3 protein-coding genes (1 of these 3 only partly in view) are annotated in these 18633 nt (G+C 57.1%); all 3 read right to left on the reverse strand.

Going from position 1 to position 18633, the window contains the following annotated elements; translation table 11 throughout:
- Tightly spaced (each overlapping or abutting the next), the 3 genes in view from HP572_RS04620 to HP572_RS04630 form a layout consistent with a single transcriptional unit that may run on beyond the window.
- Positions 1-2172 carry an alpha/beta fold hydrolase gene (locus HP572_RS04620; RefSeq protein ID WP_240584892.1) on the reverse strand — a complete coding sequence of 724 codons (2172 nt, stop codon included), beginning with the start codon at positions 2170-2172 and terminating at the stop codon, positions 1-3.
- Positions 2067-14177: an amino acid adenylation domain-containing protein gene (locus tag HP572_RS04625; protein ID WP_371745320.1), complete on the reverse strand. Its 12111-nt coding sequence runs from the start codon at positions 14175-14177 to the stop codon at positions 2067-2069. Before HP572_RS04625 ends, HP572_RS04620 begins: the two co-directional genes overlap by 106 nt.
- Positions 14122-18633, reverse strand: partial view of a non-ribosomal peptide synthetase gene (locus HP572_RS04630; protein WP_256462092.1) — the 3' portion only. It continues 2517 nt past the right edge of the window; the window shows 4512 of its 7029 coding nt (coding positions 2518-7029); the start codon falls outside the window, past its right edge — the gene reads right to left on this strand; it ends in the stop codon at positions 14122-14124. Before HP572_RS04630 ends, HP572_RS04625 begins: the two co-directional genes overlap by 56 nt.

Here is an 18633-nt window from a genome sequence, read left to right on the forward strand (position 1 = left end):
CTATTTTCTAGGGTTTAGGGTTTGCCATAACCAGTCGGCAAGCCGTTCTACCTGTGGCATAGAGAGCATCGTCATGTGGTTGCCCGGCATCAATACCGGGTCTAACTGGGTAACATGCTTCCTCCATTCGCTGTCGTTCGTCGTTCTTTCATCGGTATCCCCCTCTTTGGCACTGACCAGATAGATGTCACCTTCATAGTGAGTGCGTGGTGTATACACCGTGTTCAGATTGGCCTGCATAACCTGAACAATTCCCTGCAACAGCGATGTGGTCGTGTGCGTAGAGAAAATACCGGCTTTTACCAGAGCGCGGTGCAGCTGTTTGATCTGTTCCTCCGGTGCCATATCCACAAACTGAGATCGCGTCAGCGCTAAAGGCTGCGTCAGAATCATGTTGTAGATGTCGATCAATTTCATGATCGTCTCAACGCGATCGATTGATTTTGGCGGGCACCCCTGAATGTCGGGAGCATCGGTATCCACCAGTATCAGGCTGGCAACCGATTCTCCCTGTGCCTGTAGCTGTAATGCGAGTTCAAAGGCGACCCATCCGCCAAAGGAATGCCCGAGCAGGTGATAAGGCCCATGAGGTTGCTTTTGCCGTATTCCCTGAAGATAGGCTCGTGCAGCCCCCTCTACGCTGATGTAAGGCGGTTGGTTGATTTCTGTCAGGCCGCGCGCCTGCAAGGCACACACGGGTTGTTGCGTCGGCAGCGCCAGCGCCAGTTCAATAAAGCTGGAAGCATTGGCACCCGCCCCAGGGATACAAAAGAGCGGAGGCGCGCCCGGCGTGCCGTTCTGGATAACGATGTTTGGCACATAGTCATTCGGTAACAGGAATTCGCTAAATGAGTCGGCAACCTGATTCAGCAAGGGCGGCTGCATGATCGTGTAGTGAGTTCCACCAATAGGATGAAGCACGGAATCCTTACCGACGATGCCCTGCCATTCCCCCCAAATATCGTCATCGGTGGTGTGTTCTGAACGGTAGAGGTGAACCGGCAGGATTGAAGCCGGAGCCCGGTAATGTTCAGACAACTGCAAGATCGCTCTTTGGCTGTTGATGCGTAGAAGAATATCCTCTTTTGTAATACCGGACGGAAGCCATTGACGTTCATGACAGCGCGCAATGATTAGCTCGATGTCTCCCAGCGTGCGCAGATCCTCCAACTCGTGTTCATCGGCTGTCGTCATGTGACTACGTAAGTAGACGAGGATGATATTGATATTTTCCTGTTCGTCGCTTAAGCCCCTGTGGGAATAGACGCTTTTTGGCTCACCAGACTGCGCGTCTGTCCGATTGAAGTTATAGGAATCGATCATGCCAAGAAACGCGACCTCCTCGCCGCTATTAATCAGCTGTAGCCCGATTTCATAGGCAATCGATCCACCTAATGACCATCCGGCAAGGCGATAAGGGCCATGAGGCTGAATACGACGGATCGCATTCAGATGGTCCGTCGCCAGTTCCTCAATAGACGCTGGCGGTGACGGCAGCGCATGCAGGCCTAGCGACTGTAGCGCGTAGACGGGCAAGGCTGGTGGTAGCAGCGTGGCGAAGGTTGAATAAACTAACGGATCTCCCGTCGACTCGTGTATCAGGAATAGCGGCAGGAGATTCCCTTCAGGGCTGAGCGGCACAGGATTCACATCAAACGGCGAGTCTGATGTCGGTGAGGTATCGCTGCCAACCACGAAGGCCAGTTCGGACAGCGTGGGATGAGAGAAGAGGGTGGCGAGTGATACTTCCATTCCCTGTTCACGCATATGGTTGAGCAACTGTACTGCCAGCAGCGAATGGCCGCCAAGTTCAAAGAAGTGGTCATGCCGTCCTACCCGCTCCAGACCCAGTAGCGTTTGCCAGATGTGCGCCAGCTTCGTTTCCACCTTGCCTTGTGGCGCTTCATAGCCATGACTGACGACGGCCGTTTGGTCGGGCGCGGGCAGCGCCTTGCGGTCCAGTTTACCGTTTGGCGTCAGTGGGAAAGTATCCAGCATGACAAAGGCTGACGGGATCATATAGTCGGCTAAATGTGTCGAGAGCTGCTGACGTAGCTCGGCAGGCATCAGTTCAATACCGGGCTGCGGACAGAGGTAGGCGACCAGCCGGGTGTCACCGGGGCTGTCTTCGCGGGCGACGACAACGGCCTCCTGCACGCCCGGGCACTGCATGAGACGGGCTTCGATTTCACCGAGTTCGATACGGAAGCCGCGCAGCTTGACCTGAAAGTCGTTACGGCCGAGGTATTCGATGCTGCCGTCGGGCAGCCAGCGGGCAAGGTCACCGGTCTTGTAGAGTCGGGCTCGGGCCGATCGCTGAACGGGTCGGGAATAAAGCGCTCGGCGGTGAGGTCGGGGCGGTTGAGGTAGCCGCGGGCGACGCCGACCCCGCCGATATGGAGCTCACCGGCGACGCCAAGGGGGACGGGCTGGCCGAGGGCGTCGAGGATATAGAGTTGGGTATTGGCGATGGGGCGGCCAATGGGCACAAAGCTGCGGTGGTCGTCAGGCTGACAGGCCCAGAAGGTGACGTCAATGGCGGCCTCGGTGGGGCCATAGAGGTTATGGAGCTGGGCATTGAAGCGGGCAAAGAAGCGCTGCTGCAGCTCGGCCGGGAGGGCTTCACCGCTGCAGATGACGCGGCGCAGGGAGTCACAGGCACAGTCTGCATCGGCCCACTGGACGAACTGCTGAAGCATGGAGGGGACGAAGTGCAGGGTGGTGATGCCGGTGCGCTCGATGAGCTGCGCGAGGTAGGCGGCATCCTTGTGGCCGTCGGGACGAGCCATGACGAGGCGTGCGCCGTAGAGCAGGGGCCAGAAGAACTCCCAGACGGAGACGTCGAAGCTGAAGGGGGTTTTCTGCAGCACGCGGTCATCGGGGGTGAGGCGATAGGTGTTCTGCATCCAGACGAGACGGTTGCAGAGGCCGCGATGGCTGTTCATGACGCCCTTGGGCTTGCCGGTGGAGCCGGAGGTGTAGATGACGTAGGCCAGATGGTGGGCATCGAGTCCGGCGATGTCGGGGTTGTCGTCACTCAGCGTGCTGAAGTCAGCGGTATCGAGCAGGATGAGCGAGAGGGAGCCGGTCTGAAGCTCGTGGCGGCCGGCCTGGGTGAGCAGGGCGACGGGGGCGGCATCGTCGAGCATGTAGGCGAGACGCTCGGCAGGGTAGCCGGGGTCGAGCGGGACATAGGCGGCGCCAGCCTTGAGAATGCCGAGGAGTCCGATGACCATGTCGAGAGAGCGCTCGACGCAGATGGCGACGCGGTCATCGGGTTTTACGCCGAGCGACAGCAGGTGGTGCGCGAGCTGGTTGGCACGGCGGTTGAGCGCCTCATAGGAGAGGTGCTGGTCTTCAAAGAGGACGGCGATGGCCTCGGGCGAGCGGGCGGCCTGGTCTTCAAAGAGCTGATGGATGAGAGCATCCTGCGGGAAATCGGCGTCGGTGGCGTTGAAGTCGAGCATAATCTGCCGGCGTTCACTGTCCGGTAGGATCGGCAGCGTCATAATAGGGCGCTGTGGCTCGGTGGCTAACGCCTCAATTAACCCCTGAATCGCGGTTTCCAGATACTGGGTGATACGGTTAGAGTCGATTTCTGGACTGGTTTGGGCAATCAGACGGAAATTTTTGCCGAGATCGTCTACTGATACGGTTAACGGGTAGTTGGTGCGTTCCTCTACGGTCAACTGACGCATACCCTGCCAGACTCTGGTGGCTGTGTCGCTGTTAGCGGCACTGTGCTGACTATGACGGTAGTTGAATAACGCACTGAACAGCGGGAGCGGCGGCATGACGCCACTGCATCGTTGTGCCAGCGCCAACGGCGTTTGTTCATGCTCCAGAAGCGAGATGAGTTCATCATAGGTTGAACGTACGACATCAATTGTGCTGCGGTCGTTAAGAGATATGCGCAGCGGCAGTGTGTTAATAAACATCCCCATGACCCTGTCTGCGCCATCCGTCCCCTGTAAACGTCCAAGCAGGACGGAACCAAACACCACATCATCACGATTGCTGATGTGTGCCAGCATCTGTGCCCAGGCCACATGGAACAGGACGCTGGGGCTGACGCCCAGTCGGTTTGCCCGGTGGCGTATTGCTTGTGCTAATGCAGGCTCAAGATACTGCATGGTTTCGTCCACATGCTCGCCAGCCGTTTTTATATCGATCAGACCAAAAGGCGCGGTTGGTGCCTCTACATCAGCCAGCCGGGAGCGGAAATACGCTTCATGAGCGGACATCGGCACACTTAAAATCTGAGCGATAAAGTTACGGTAAGGCAGCGGCGTTGGCAGATCATCATCATGGCCCTGCAAGATTGTGCGTATCTCGTCAATCATCAGGGCGAGTGTGATGTGGTCACAGACCAGATGATGGAAGCCTAGCGCCAGCAGCCATTCCTGATTGGCCGCATCGTGAGCGATATCCGCGGTGAGTAGCGGTGCCTGACTCAGGTTGATACGGCGCGTATGCGAGCTGGTATGGGCGCGTAGCTGACCGAGCACATCATCGTCCGAGTCGATCTCCAACGTGTTTATCGGTAACTGTGCATGACGCCAGACCACCTGGACAGGCTGGCTAAGTCCCTGCCAGCAGACGGCGGTGTGCAGGATGTCATGACGTTCGATAACGCGTTGTAGCGCGCTGAGGAAAGTATCAAGACGTTCACGTTTATCAAAAGCAATCACGGTTTGCGACAGGTAGGTATCTCCCTGTTCCTGAAGCAGATAATGGAACAAGATCCCTTCTTGCAGCGGCGCAAGCGGGTATATGTCCTGCACATTGGCCGCGCCGCCGGGAACGGTCGCGACAATCGCGTCGATATCACGCTGAGAAAGTGAAATCAGCGGCAGCAGTTCCGGTGTAATGGCCGTGCAGTCCGGTGAAATCAGGCCAGAAGGAACGACCAGAGGTTGTTTTGAGCGATTGGTTAGTATGGCCTGCGCCATATCGCAGAGCACAGGAGCGGAGAACACGCTACGAACGTCCAGTGTCTGGCCGATATTGCGTAACCGCTCAATCAGGCTGACTGCCATCAGGGAATGGCCACCAAGCTCGAAGAACTGGTCATGGCGACCAACTCGATCCAGCCCCAGGAGATCTTGCCAGATCTGGGCCAATGCGGTTTCGAGTTCTCCCTGCGGTGCGACATAGCCGCGTGTTGCGACGGCAGATTGATCCGGCGCGGGTAACGCTTTGCGGTCAATCTTGCCGTTTGGAGTGAGTGGGAAGGCATCGAGCGTGACAAAGGCACTGGGGACCATGTACTCAGCCAACTGTTCTGCCAACTGCTGACGCAGATCGGCGGGATTGAGATCGGTACCAGGCTGAGAGCGAAGGTAGGCAACCAGACGCGTATCACCGGGGATGTCTTCGCGCGCGGCGACCACCGCTTCCTGCACGTTAGGAAGCTGCATGAGGCGTGCCTCAATCTCACCCAGTTCAATACGGAAGCCGCGTACCTTGACCTGGAAATCGTTACGACCCAGATAGTCGATATTACCGTCCGGCAGCCAGCGGCCGAGATCGCCGGTTTTATACATTCGGGCTTCTGGCTCATGTGAGAAGGGATCGGGAATAAAGCGTTCTGCCGTCAGATCTGGGCGATTCAGATAGCCCCGTGCCACGCCTGCGCCGCCGATGTGAATTTCCCCGGCGACATTGAGCAGAGCGGGGCGTCCCTGCGGATCCAAAATATAGATCTGGCTATTGGCGATAGGGTGACCAATTGGCACGGTGAATCGTTCGTGGAACGTCTCGGACGACGCCACTGGGTAGACGGACGCCCACACGGCGGCTTCTGTGGGGCCATATTCGTTATACAGTGCGGTTGACAGACCGAGCTGTTCAATCGCGGTGTGGATTTCCGGCGGGCAGCGTTCACCCGCCACAATCAGCGCTTGCAGAGAGGTCAGTTCCTCATTGTGGCTCATCTGCAAAAGGCTCAGGGCCAAAGATGGCACGCACAAAAGACAGCAAATGCGGTGCTCATGAAGCATATGTAGAATGGCTGTCGGATCGACGGTTATCGCCTGTTCTGGTAGATACAGGCTTCCTCCGCGCGTGAGCGTGCCAAATACGCTGGCAAGCGCGCTGTCAAAGGCAATCGAGGACAGCAGCAATACCCGTTCGAACGTGGGGTAGGTTAACTGTCGGGCGTAAGTCGATGCCACAATGTTGCGGTGCTCAACCATGACGCCTTTGGGTTTCCCTGTCGAACCCGAGGTATAAATGATGTAGGCCAGATGGTGAGGCGTCAGCCCGAACGTCTGGGCCTCTGGATTACTCTCTGGGTAGGCGTCGAACAGGGAAGCGTTATCCAGCAGAATTGTCGGCAGATCGCAACGCAACGACTCAAGCAGTGATGAGTGTGTCAGGAGTGCGACCGGGGCAGAATCATCCAACATGTAAGCGAGACGTTCTGCCGGATAGGACGGATCAAGTGGCACATAGGCTGCGCCAGCCTTGAGAACACCCAGCAGACTGACCACCATTTCCGGGCTGCGTTCGACGCAAATCGCGATGCGGTCATCCGGTTTTACGTCCAGAGAACGCAGATGATGGGCCAACTGGTTGGCACGGCGGTTGAGTTCCGCGTAGCTGAGCAACTGTTCTTCGAACGCGACAGCGATGGCATCTGGCGTCCGCGCAGCCTGTTGTTCGAAGAGCTGATGAAGCAGCTCGCGTGGGAGCTCGGCCTCGGTCGCGTTGAAGTCGACCAGCAGCGTTTTACGCTCCTCTTCCGGTAAGACTGATAAGCCAAGAATAGGCTGTAGCGGATCAATGGCTAACGCCTCAACGAGTCCACGTAACGCCGTCATCATATAATTCACGATGCGGGCGGGATCGATCTCGCTGACGGTTTGTGCCACCAGACTAAATCCTTCTCCCAGATCGTCTACGGACAGTGTGATTGGGTAGTTGGTCCGTTCTTCGGTCGCCAGAAGTTTTATACCGCTCCAGGCGCTGTTGTCATTTGCCCCTGTCTGGCTATGACGGTAATTAAGCAACGTACTGAACAACGGTAGAGGAGGCGTCACGCCGCTACAGCGCAGCGCCACGGAAAGCGGGGTTTGCTCATGTTCAAGCAGGGCGGTGAGATCGCGGTAGGTGGATTGAACGATATCCCGCACGCCGTGCTCGGCAAGTGAGAGGCGCAGCGGCAGCGTATTGATAAACATGCCCATGACCCGATCCGCGCCGGCCGACCCTTGGAGGCGCCCCAGCAACACAGATCCGAAGACGACATCATCGCGACCGCTGGTTTGTGCCAGCACCTGCGCCCATGCAACGTGGAACAGAACACCCGGGCTGATACCTAACTGGCGGCACTGCTTGCGGATTGCCATGGCGAGCGACGGGGCGAGTAGCTGGCTGGCTTTCACGACATTGTCTCCGTCACCTTGTATATTCAGCAAACCGAAGGGGGCAGTAGGTTCATCGATATCAGCCAAGCGGCTGCGGAAATAGTCCTCATGTGCTGACGTGGGGACGCTGAGATTTTGCGCAATAAAGTTACGATAGGGCAACGGTGTCGGTAGTACGTCGCCACGGTTCTGCAATAGCAGTCGCACTTCTTCAATGATTAGCGCCAGCGTCATGTGATCACCGATGAGGTGATGAAAGGTCAGTGCCAGTAGCCACTCATTCCGCTCAGCGTCGTGAACAATATCGGTGGCAAACAGCGGTGCCTGATTCAGGTTAAGCCGACGAACGCTGGGATCGGTGTATGCCTTTAACTGCGCCAGAACGTGCTCTGTTTGCGCAGGAATAAACGTATTCACGCTCAACGGTGCCTGACGCCAGACAACCTGTACGGGCTGATTTAATCCCTGCCAGTAGAGAGCGGTGCGCAGAATATCGTGGCGATCGATGACGCGCTGTAGCGCATCCAAAAAGTCATCGAGGCGTTCACGGGTATCGAAAGCGACAAGGTTAGTGAGTAGATAGGCATCGCCCTGCGCCTGCAACCGATGATGGAATAAAATGCCTTCCTGTAAGGGAGAGAGCGGATAGATATCCTGCACATTGGCCACGCCACCGTGTACGCTATCTACGATAGCGTCTATTTCATTCTGAGACAGTGTGACCAGCGGCAACAGGTCGGGCGTAATTTGTTTGCAATCGTTGGGGATGAGATTAGCCGCAACGCTGCTGAGATTACTCTCCTGCTGTACCTGCATCGACTCCGCCATATCGGCGAGCGTTGGTGACGCAAAGACGCTACGCACATCAAGCCGGTAACCCAGATTACGCAATCGCTCAATCAGGTTAACCGCCATCAGTGAATGGCCGCCGAGTTCGAAAAAGTGATCCCGGCGTCCGACATGCGTTAAGCCCAGCAGGTGTTGCCAAATGGACGACAGCACGGTTTCTTTTTCACCCACGGGCGCTTCGTAGGTACGGGTCACTACGGCTGTCTGATCGGGAACGGGTAACGCTTTGCGATCGAGTTTGCCATTCGGCGTGAGCGGAAAAGTATCAAGCGTGACAAAAGCACTGGGCACCATATATTCGGCTAAATGGTGAGCCAGTTGCTGACGCAGCTCGGCTGGCACCAGCCCAACGCCGGGCTGTGCAATGAGATAAGCGACCAGACGAACCTCCCCCGGTTCATCCTCTCGGGCGATTGCGACAGCTTCTTTCACGCCCGTGCACTGAATAAGGCGTGCTTCAATTTCCCCCAGTTCGATACGGAAGCCGCGTACTTTCACCTGGAAGTCATTACGGCCCAGATAGTCGATATTACCATCCGGCAGCCAGCGACCCAGGTCGCCCGTTTTGTAGAGGCGGGCATCGGGATTATCGGTAAATGGATCGGCAATAAAATGCGCTTCCGTTAACGCTGGGCGGTTAAGGTAGCCGCGTGCGACGCCGATGCCGCCGATGTAAATCTCTCCGGTCGCGCCGATGGGAACCAGTTTGCCTTGTGGATCCAAAATATAGATCCGCGTATTGGCAAGCGGGCGACCAATGCAAGGTTCTCTTTCATCCTGAATACTGCACGGATAAAGCGTGGCGCAGACGGTGGTTTCCGTCGGACCATAGGCGTTAAACATATGCCGTCCGGCTGCCCAGCGTTTGACTAAGGCAGGTGGGCAAATTTCACCGCCGACGACCAGCGTCTGTAATGTTTCCGGGAGTCCATCCAGTGCCGCCAATGCTGTCGGTGTTATCAGCATGTGCGTAATTGTATTGTCTTCCAGCGTTTGACGAAGTGCTGCCCCCGGCAGGATAGCCGCGCGTTCGGCAAGGTAGAGCGTCGCACCTGCTAGCAGCGTCATGCAGCATTCCTGCATACAGACATCAAAACTGAAAGAAGCCAACTGAATCACATGGCTGTCTGCTGCAATATGCAAAGCCTCTATCTGTCCGCTAAGCAGGTTACACATACTGCGATGCTCAACCATCACTCCTTTCGGCTTGCCGGTAGAACCGGAAGTATAAATAACATAGGCCAGATGGCGTGGCGTCAGGCCGAACGATCCTGGCTCAGGGTTATGGTCTGGTGACTCGTCAGCGATAGCGGCTGGCAGATTATCGAGTTCGATCACAGGGAGATGGCTACCCAACTGGGTGACCAGCTCGGTTTGCGTCAGCAGGGCGACAGGGGCGGCATCCTCCAGCATGTAAGTCAGACGGTCAACGGGGTAAGACGGATCTAACGGCACATAGGCTCCGCCTGCTTTGAGTACCGCCAGCATACCGACAACCATCTCCAGACTGCGTTCAACGCAAATCGCGACCCGATCGTCCGGCTGTATGCCGAGTGAGAGCAGGTGATGGGCGAGGCGGTTGGCTCGACGGTTAAGTTCGTCGTAGCTCAATGATTGCGACTCAAATATCACGGCTGTGGCGTCAGGGGTGCGTTTAACCTGTGCTTCGAACTGCACGTGGGCCAGTGCAGAGTCAGGTCGTACGACATCAGTGGCGTTGAAATCGACCAGTAGTTTCTGGCGTTCGTTTTCCGGCAGGACGGATAACGTCAGGACCGGGCGCTGTGGCTCGTTCTCCAATGCCTCAACCAGACCGTGGATCGCGGTGAGCAGATAGTGAGCGATTCGCGCAGGATCGATTTCTGTGCTGGTTTGTGCCAGGAAACTGAACCCGTCCCCGATATCATCCACCGAAAGCGTAAACGGATAGTTGGTACGTATATTTTCCGTCAGCACCCGAATGCCTTCCCAAGGGCGGGTATCTTTATTTATCTGCGTATGGCGATAGTTGAGGAGGGCGCTGAATAGCGGCATGGGTGGTGCCACGCCGCTACAGCGTTGGGCTAGCGCAAGCGGTGTCTGCTCATGTGCCAACAGCGCTGTCAAATCGTGATAGGTTTCCTGTACCGCGTCCAAAACGCTGCGTTCGGCAAGAGAAATCCGCAGCGGCAGCGTATTGATAAACATCCCCATGACCTGGTCGGCACCCGCAGAACCTTGCAAACGGCCTAACAGCACGGTGCCGAAGACGACATCGTCACGGCCGCTGGTCTGCGCCAGCACCTGCGCCCAGGCCACATGGAACAGCACGCCGGGGCTGATCCCTAAACGACGGGACTGCTGATATATCGCGCTGGATAATGGCGCAGGAAGCGGCATGCGGACTTCAGCGATATTTTCGCCTTCTCCCTGTATATCCAGTAAATCAAAAGGAATTGTCGGCGCGTCAATATCCGCCAGCCGTTCGCGGAAATAGGCCTCATGCTCCGTGTTCGGGACGCTTAAGGTTTGGTAGATAAAATTACGGTACGGCAGTGGCGTCGGCAGGGCGTCCTGCTGGCCCTGCAACCGCTGACGGATTTCACCGACGATCAGTGCCAGCGTCATATGGTCACAGACCAGATGGTGGAAGCGCAGCGCTAGTAGCCATTCATCCGTTGTCGGATCGTGAGCAATGTCGGCCGAGAGCAATGGTGCCTGATTCAGATTAAGACGGCGGGTGCGTGGGTCGGTCTGTTTCTTCAACTGAGCCGGAACGTCATCTGATGACGTCGGTTCAAAGGTGTTGATAGGCAAGACTGCCTGACGCCAGACCACCTGCACAGGCTGGCTTAGTCCCTGCCAGCACACGGCGGTGCGCAGGATATCGTGGCGATCGATAACCTGCTGAAGCGCATCTAAAAAGGCATCAAGACGAGCGCGATCCTGGAACGCCAGCAAGTGATACAGCAGGTAGGTGTCACCCTGCTCCTGAAAGCGATAGTGGAAGAGTATGCCTTCCTGCAGAGGCGAAAGCGGGTAGATATCCTGTACGTTGGCGGCGCCGCCAGCGACGGTAGCCACCACGGTATCGATCTCCGGCTGGGTGAGCGTCACCAGCGGCAGCAGGTCGGGCGTGATGGCGGTGCAGTCTGCCGGAATGCGGTTGGGCGGCACCACTACAGCCGGTTTATCCTGATGCGCCAGCACTGCCTGTGCCATTTCACTCAGCACCGGTGCGGAAAAAATGCTGCGCACGTCCAGCGTCAGGCCCACATTACGGAGTCGCTCAATCAGGCTGACGGCCATCAGCGAGTGACCGCCGAGCTCGAAAAAGTGGTCGTGGCGGCCGACGCGCGCCAGCCCCAGCAGCTCCTGCCAGATAGCGGCCAGCGCGGTTTCGACCTCACCCTGCGGTGCGGCATAGTCGCGGGTGGCGACGGCGGACTGGTCGGGGGCGGGCAGCGCCTTGCGATCCAGCTTGCCGTTGGGGGTAAGCGGGAAGGCGTCGAGGGTGACAAACGCGCCGGGCACCATGTACTCGGCCAGATGCAGGCTGAGCTGCTGACGCAGGTCGGCGGGGTCGGGAGTGACGCCGGGCTGCGGACAGAGGTAGGCGACCAGCCGGGTGTCACCGGGGCTGTCTTCACGGGCGACGACGACGGCCTCCTGCACGCCGGGGCACTGCATGAGGCGGGCTTCGATTTCACCGAGTTCGATACGGAAGCCGCGCAGCTTGACCTGAAAGTCGTTGCGGCCGAGGTATTCGATGCTGCCGTCGGGCAGCCAGCGGGCAAGGTCACCGGTCTTGTAGAGCCGGGCTCCGGGCTGGTCGCTGAACGGGTCGGGAATAAAGCGCTCGGCGGTGAGGTCGGGGCGGTTGAGGTAGCCGCGGGCGACGCCGACCCCGCCGATATGGAGCTCACCGGCGACGCCGAGGGGAACGGGCTGGCCGAGGGCGTCGAGGATATAGAGTTGAGTATTGGCGATGGGGCGGCCAATGGGCACAAAGCTGCGGTGGTCGTCAGGCTGACAGGCCCAGAAGGTGACGTCAATGGCGGCCTCGGTGGGGCCATAGAGGTTATGGAGCTGGGCATTGAAGCGGGCAAAGAAGCGCTGCTGCAGCTCGGCCGGGAGGGCTTCACCGCTGCAGATGACGCGGCGCAGGGAGTCACAGGCACAGTCTGCATCGGCCCACTGGACGAACTGCTGAAGCATGGAGGGGACGAAGTGCAGGGTGGTGATGCCGGTGCGCTCGATGAGCTGCGCGAGGTAGGCGGCATCCTTGTGGCCGTCGGGACGAGCCATGACGAGGCGTGCGCCGTAGAGCAGGGGCCAGAAGAACTCCCAGACGGAGACGTCGAAGCTGAAGGGGGTTTTCTGCAGCACGCGGTCATCGGGGGTGAGGCGATAGGTGTTCTGCATCCAGACGAGCCGGTTGCAGAGGCCGCGATGGCTGTTCATGACGCCCTTGGGCTTGCCGGTGGAGCCGGAGGTGTAGATGACGTAGGCCAGATGGTGGGCGTCGAGTCCGGCGACGTCGGGGTTGTCGTCACTCAGCGTGCTGAAGTCAGCGGTATCGAGCAGGATGAGCGGAAGGGAGCCGGTCTGAAGCTCGTGGCGGCCGGCCTGGGTGAGCAGGGCGACGGGGGCGGCATCGTCGAGCATGTAGGCGAGACGCTCGGCAGGGTAGCCGGGGTCGAGCGGGACATAGGCGGCGCCGGCCTTGAGAATGCCGAGGAGGCCGATGACCATGTCGAGAGAGCGCTCGACGCAGATGGCGACGCGGTCATCGGGTTTTACGCCGAGCGACAGCAGGTGGTGCGCGAGCTGGTTGGCACGGCGGTTGAGCGCCTCATAGGAGAGGTGCTGGTCTTCAAAGAGGACGGCGATGGCCTCGGGCGAGCGGGCGGCCTGGTCTTCAAAGAGCTGATGGATGAGTGCATCCTGCGGGAAATCGGCGTCGGTGGCGTTGAAGTCGAGCATGACCTGCCGGCGTTCACTGTCCGGTAGGATTGGCAGCGTCATAATAGGGCGCTGTGGCTCAGTGGCTAACGCCTCAATTAACTCCTGAATTGCGGTTTCCAGATAGCGCGCAAGGCGCAGTGGATCGACCCCTTCAATAGCCTGAGAAACCAGACGGAACCGCTCGCCAAGATCGTCAACTGAAAGCGTGAAAGGGTAGTTAGTACGTTCTTCCGCTGTGAGCAAACGCATACCACGCCATACCCTGTCTGTCGTTGTGCCCGGCTGACTATGACGGTAGTTGAATAGCGCACTGAACAGCGGCATTGGTGGCATGACGCCGCTACAGCGTTGCGCCAGTGTTAGCGGTGTCTGCTCGTGTTCCAGAAGCGCGGTTAAATCGCGATAGGTTTCCTGCACAACATCCAGCACGCTGCGGTCTGCGAGGGTGATACGCAGAGGTAGCGTGTTAATAAACATCCCCATAATTCGACTTGCCCCTGCCGTTCCTTGCAAACGACCGAGGAATACGGAACCAAACACCACATCATCGCTGTTGCTGACATGGGCTAACACCTGTGCCCAGGCAACATGGAACAACACGCTTGGGCTGATGCCGAGTTGGCGAGCCTGTTGGCGAATCGCCAGTGCTAATGCGGTATCCAGAGGAAGACGTGCTTCAGCTATCTGTTCGCTGTCGTCTTGCGTCTGCAATATGCCGAAAGGTGCGGTTGGCGTATCGATGTCCGCCAGACGAGAACGGAAGTACTGTTCATGAACAGAGGGCGGTACACTCAGGATTTGAGCAATAAAATTACGATAGGGAAGCGACGGTGGTAGCGTCTCCGCGCGTCCCTGAAGCAGTGAGGTGATTTCACTGACGATGAGGTCCAGCGTCATATGGTCGCCAACCAAATGGTGGAAACCAAATGCCAATAGCCATTCACCCGTCGCCGGATTATGGGCGATATCGGCGGAGAGCAGCGGTGCCTGATTGAGATTTAAGGCGACGATGGCGCGGGTCGGTGTAGGCTTTCAACTGCGAGAGAATATTGTCGTCTGAGGCTGGGACAAACGTACTCACTGGCAGCGGTGCGTGACGCCATACAACCTGAACCGGCTGAGTCAGCCCCTGCCAGCAGAACGAGGTACGCAAAATATCGTGGCGATCGATAACCTGTTGCAGGGCGTGCAGAAACGTATCAAGCCGCTCGCGGTTATCAAAGGCCAGCAAGCTGTTAAGCAGATAGGCGTCACCCTGCTCTTGTAGGCGATGATGGAACAAAATGCCTTGCTGGAGCGGCGAGAGAGAATAGATATCCTGCACGTTGGCCGCGCCGCCGGATACGGTAGCGACAACGGTGTCCAACTCTGCCTGAGTGAGTGTAGCCAGAGGTAGCATCGTGGGCGTGAGCGCTGAGCAGTGTTTGGGAATACGGTTAGGCGGCACCGAGAACGCCGGTTTGTCATGATTCGCTTGTACCGCCTGCGCCATCTCGCACAGCACCGGCGTAGAGAAGATACGGCTGACATCAATTGTCCAACCCAGATGGTGCAGCCGCTCTATCAAGTTGACGGCCATTAACGAGTGGCCGCCGAGTTCAAAGAAGTGGTCATAGCGTCCAACGCGATCCAGCCGCAGTAGCGTTTTCCAGCTATCCGCCAATGCGATCTCGATGCTTCCTTGCGGCGCTTCATAGCCGCGGGTTGCAACAGAAAGTTGGTCAGGTGCGGGGAGCGCCTTACGGTCAAGTTTCCCGTTCGGGGTTAGTGGAAACTGTTCCAGTGTGACAAACGCGGCGGGCAACATATATTCGGCCAGATGCTGTGAGAGCTGCAGACGCAATGTGGCCGGTTCGATTTCAGCACCGGTATGGGGCCGGATATAGGCAACCAGCCGTTTATCGTTAGGGTTATCTTCCCGGACGATAACAACGGCATCCTGTACTCCAGTGCAGGCCATGAGACGCGCTTCGATTTCGCCAGGCTCAATACGAAAACCGCGTAGTTTGATCTGAAAATCATTACGACCTAAATATTCTATATTGCCATCGGGCAGCCAGCGGCCAAGGTCGCCGGTTTTATACATTCTGGCATCGGATTGGTCGGAGTACGGATCGGGAATAAAGCGCTCAGCGGTCAGTTCGGGGCGATTGAGGTAGCCGCGCGCAATACCGACGCCGCCCAGATACATTTCGCCAGCGACGCCAAGGGGGGCTAGTTGACCCTTCGCATCAAGAATATAAACGTGGGTATTGTCGATCGGTTTCCCGATGGGCAGAAAATCGTCCCCGGTGTGAGAGTATTGATAGATCGTTGCACAGACGGTGCTTTCCGTTGGGCCATACGCGTTAATGACCCGCTTCGTGGTTGCCCAGCGTTTGGCTAGTGCCGGAGGGCACGCCTCGCCCGCGAATATCAGAGTCGTCAAATCAGGAAGCTCAGCGGAGTGATCCAAGGCGCTGGCAGCAATTGGCGGGAGCGTCACATGAGTAATAGCCTGTGTTTGTAGCGTATTGAGTAACGCGTCACCGGGCAATAACGCCTCACGAGAGGCCAGAACGAGGCAGGCTCCCTGACACAGCGTGGTCGTCACTTCGGAGATACAGGCATCAAAACTGAAAGAAGCAAACTGTAAAAGCCGGCTATTTTCAGTGATGCCAAATGCGTGAATCTGGGCGTTAGCCAGGTTACACAGGCTACGATGCTCGATCATCACGCCTTTCGGCTGACCGGTGGAGCCTGAGGTATAGATAACATAAGCCAGATGATGTGGCGTTAGCCCCAGCGCATCCGCATCCGGATTGTCTTGCGAGGCAGACTTAAAGGCGGCGGATTGCGGATCATCCAGTATCACCAGCGGCAACGTGCTGTTCAGCGTCTCAATCAACGCTGTCTGGGTTAACAGTGCGACCGGTTTAGCATCATCCAGCATGTAGGTCAGACGCTCGGTTGGATAAGCAGGATCGAGCGGTACATAAGCCGCACCCGCTTTAAGAATACCCAATAGACCGACGATCATCTCCACGCTACGTTCTACACAAATGGCGATACGGTCATCCGGCTGCACGCCGAGCGAAAGGAGATGGTGGGCTAACTGATTGGCGCGACGATTAAGTTCGTCATAGCTGAGCGTCTGCGTGTCGAACATGACCGCAATCGCGTCAGGCGTTTGGGCAACCTGTTGTTCAAACCGTTGATGGATTAAGGCACCATCAGGGAAATCACGATGGGTTGCGTTGAAGCCCACCGATAATTGTTCGTATTCTGAGGCCGGCAATATGTCGATAGCCTCCGCCAGCGTTTCCGGCGCAGCGGTTAATAGAGAGACGATCTGTTCTATTGCCTGCAACAGATAGGCATTCACCCTATTCGGGTCGATAGGACTGATAGTTTGGGTTGAGAGCGAAAAATACTCACGATTATTATCAATTGAGATGCCCAATGGGTAGTTGGTGCGTTCACGGCTAAACAGGCTTTCTACACCGAACTGTCTTAAATTCGGCGCTTCGACACCTCTGTCATTAGTGTGGCGGCAATTGAGCAAGGCACTGAACAGCGGCATCGTGCCGAGCCCGCTGCATCGCTGGGCAGTGGACAGCGGGGTTTGCTCATAGCGTAATAAATTGGCGCAAATGTCATTCGCGGTGTTGACCAGCGTAGCCACGCTCATCCCTGCCAGTTTTATCCTGAAGGGAAGCGTGTTGATAAACATGCCTAATGCCGTTGTACTGCCATCGAGACCTGACATTCGCCCGGATAATGTCGTGCCGAATACGATATCGTCCCGTCCGCTGGTGCGGGCGATAACCAATGCCCAACTGGCGTGGAACAGTGCAGCCGGACTGATGCCGAACCGACGGGCAACGTCACGGATCGTTTGTGAAAATTCGGGACTCAGTGATTGACGCGCTTCTGTAGCGCTTTCACCGCTGGCTTGAATATTTGCCACGCCAAACGGTGCCGTAACTTCGTCGATGTCCGCCAGATAGTCTTGAAAAAATGCTTCTGCTGCCTGGTTTTTCTCCTCCTGACGGGAGTAAGCCACAAAATTTCTATACGGGAATGAGGGTGGGAGCGCCTCACCTTTTCCCTGTAGAAACGCAGTGGTTTCCGCGAGTAGCTGACGCAATGAAAGGTTGTCATCAATAATGTGGTGAAATTGAAGCAGGACATAACGCGTCGGTGATGTTGAATCAGGCGCAACATACAAATGCATTAAGGGTGCCTGAGACAAATCCATTGAGGTATGTGAGGAAACGACGCGATCTCGCATCGTGGTGACCACATCGTTGCGGTTTTCTGGTTCCAGATGATGCACATTCAGCGGCGCGTGGCGATGTACCACCTGAACCGGCTGCGCTAATTCCGTCCAATGAATTGACGTGCGCAGAATATCGTGCCGGTTAATCACGGATTGTAATGCGGCAATAAACGCATCCAGCTTCGTCTGATTTTCGACCCGCAAGAGCGCCGATACCACATAGGGATCGTTATCTGGATGCAGGCGATGATGGAAAAGAATCCCTTCCTGTAGTGAAGCCAGAGGATAGATGTCTTGTATATTGGCGGCGCCGCCAGACACGGTATCAGCAATAGCATCAATATCCTGCTGCGACAGGGTTACCAGTGGCAACATGTCCGGCGTGATTCGTTCAGCATCATCGGGGATCAGTTTGTCTGGCGTCGTGAAGCGGGGTTCGCCCCGGTCGTGTTGAACGGCATCAGCCAGTTCGATGAGCGTCGGTGCGGTAAATACGCTACGAACGTCGAGTTTTAAGCCGAGGTGACGCAGTTTTTCAATCAAACTGACAATCAGCAATGAATGGCCGCCGAGTTCAAAAAAGTGGTCATACCGTCCCACCCGTTCTAACCCTAACAGGTCTTGCCAGATTTCAGCCAATGCCGTTTCAATGTCCCCGACAGGCTCCTCATAGTCGCGTGTTACCACGGCGGAACGTTCAGGTGCAGGGAGTGCCTTACGATCCAGCTTGCCGTTTGGCGTGAGCGGGAAAGTCTCGAGCGTGACAAAGGCACTAGGCAGCATATAGTCGGCTAAATGTGTCGAGAGCTGCTGGCGTAGTTCGGCCGGTTCCAGCACCGCTTCGGGCTGAGGCTGAATGTAGGCCACCAGACGGGTATCCCCCGGGACATCCTCACGGGCGAGCACCACTGCTTCCTGAACCCCAGGGCACTGTACCAGCCGGGACTCGATTTCCCCCAGTTCGATACGGAAACCGCGCACCTTGACCTGGAAGTCGTTACGCCCCAGATAGTCCAGCGTCCCGTCAGGCAGCCAGCGGGCGAGGTCGCCGGTTTTGTAGAGGCGGGTAGCCGGGCTTTCAGAGAACGGGTCGGCAATAAAGCGCTCAGCGGTCAGCTCGGGACGGTTGAGGTAGCCGCGCGCAACGCCGGCTCCGCCGATATAGAGCTCACCGGAGACACCGACCGGCACCGGCTGACCGTGCGG

Origin of the sequence: Pectobacterium sp. PL64 (assembly GCF_022477975.1) — a bacterium.
Taxonomy (GTDB): domain Bacteria; phylum Pseudomonadota; class Gammaproteobacteria; order Enterobacterales; family Enterobacteriaceae; genus Pectobacterium; species Pectobacterium jejuense.

Excerpts from the sequence above, each read along its gene's own strand:
- HP572_RS04620 (WP_240584892.1), bottom strand. The coding sequence starts at position 2,172 with ATGCAGTGCCCGGGCGTGCAGGAGGCCGTTGTCGTCGCCCGCGAAGAC.